The sequence below is a fragment of the Vibrio sp. M260112 genome, from assembly GCF_036533775.1.
GTDB lineage: Bacteria > Pseudomonadota > Gammaproteobacteria > Enterobacterales > Vibrionaceae > Vibrio.
Window position 1 is genome coordinate 1 of sequence record NZ_JATABH010000205.1, and the last position, 434, is coordinate 434.

Sequence of the window (434 nt, forward strand, 5' to 3'; positions counted from 1 at the left end):
TTATAAACTGGATGTCAGCAGTACATTCCCTTACTGAGGGGCAAGTCGTTGCGATTGATGGTAAAACACTTCGGGGCTCCTACAACCGAGATGACCGAGCTAGTACTATCCATATGATTAGCGCCTACGCTTCGTCCAATAAGCTCGTACTTGGACAGCTCAAAACAGAAGAAAAGAGCAACGAGATCACAGCAATACCTGAGCTCATCAAACTTCTTGATATCAAAGGCGCTCTAGTCACAATTGATGCGATGGCATGCCAAACGGAAGTAGCCAAAACTATCATCGAACAAGATGCTGACTACTTACTTGCGGTTAAAAATAATCAAGGAAAGTTACGCAAAGCAATAGAGCAGGCTTTTGCAAAACAACGAGCATCAAAGCCCAAAAATATCAAAATCGAGCAGGGTCACGGCCGTATTGAAGTCCGTCAA

The 434-nt window shown here is 44.0% G+C and carries 1 protein-coding gene; it reads left to right on the forward strand.

Features of this window, described 5'->3' with window-relative positions; translation table 11 throughout:
- Positions 1–434, forward strand: a 434-nt coding sequence (locus tag QTN95_RS21125) for an ISAs1 family transposase (protein WP_331418901.1), incomplete at both ends; no start/stop codon positions are given.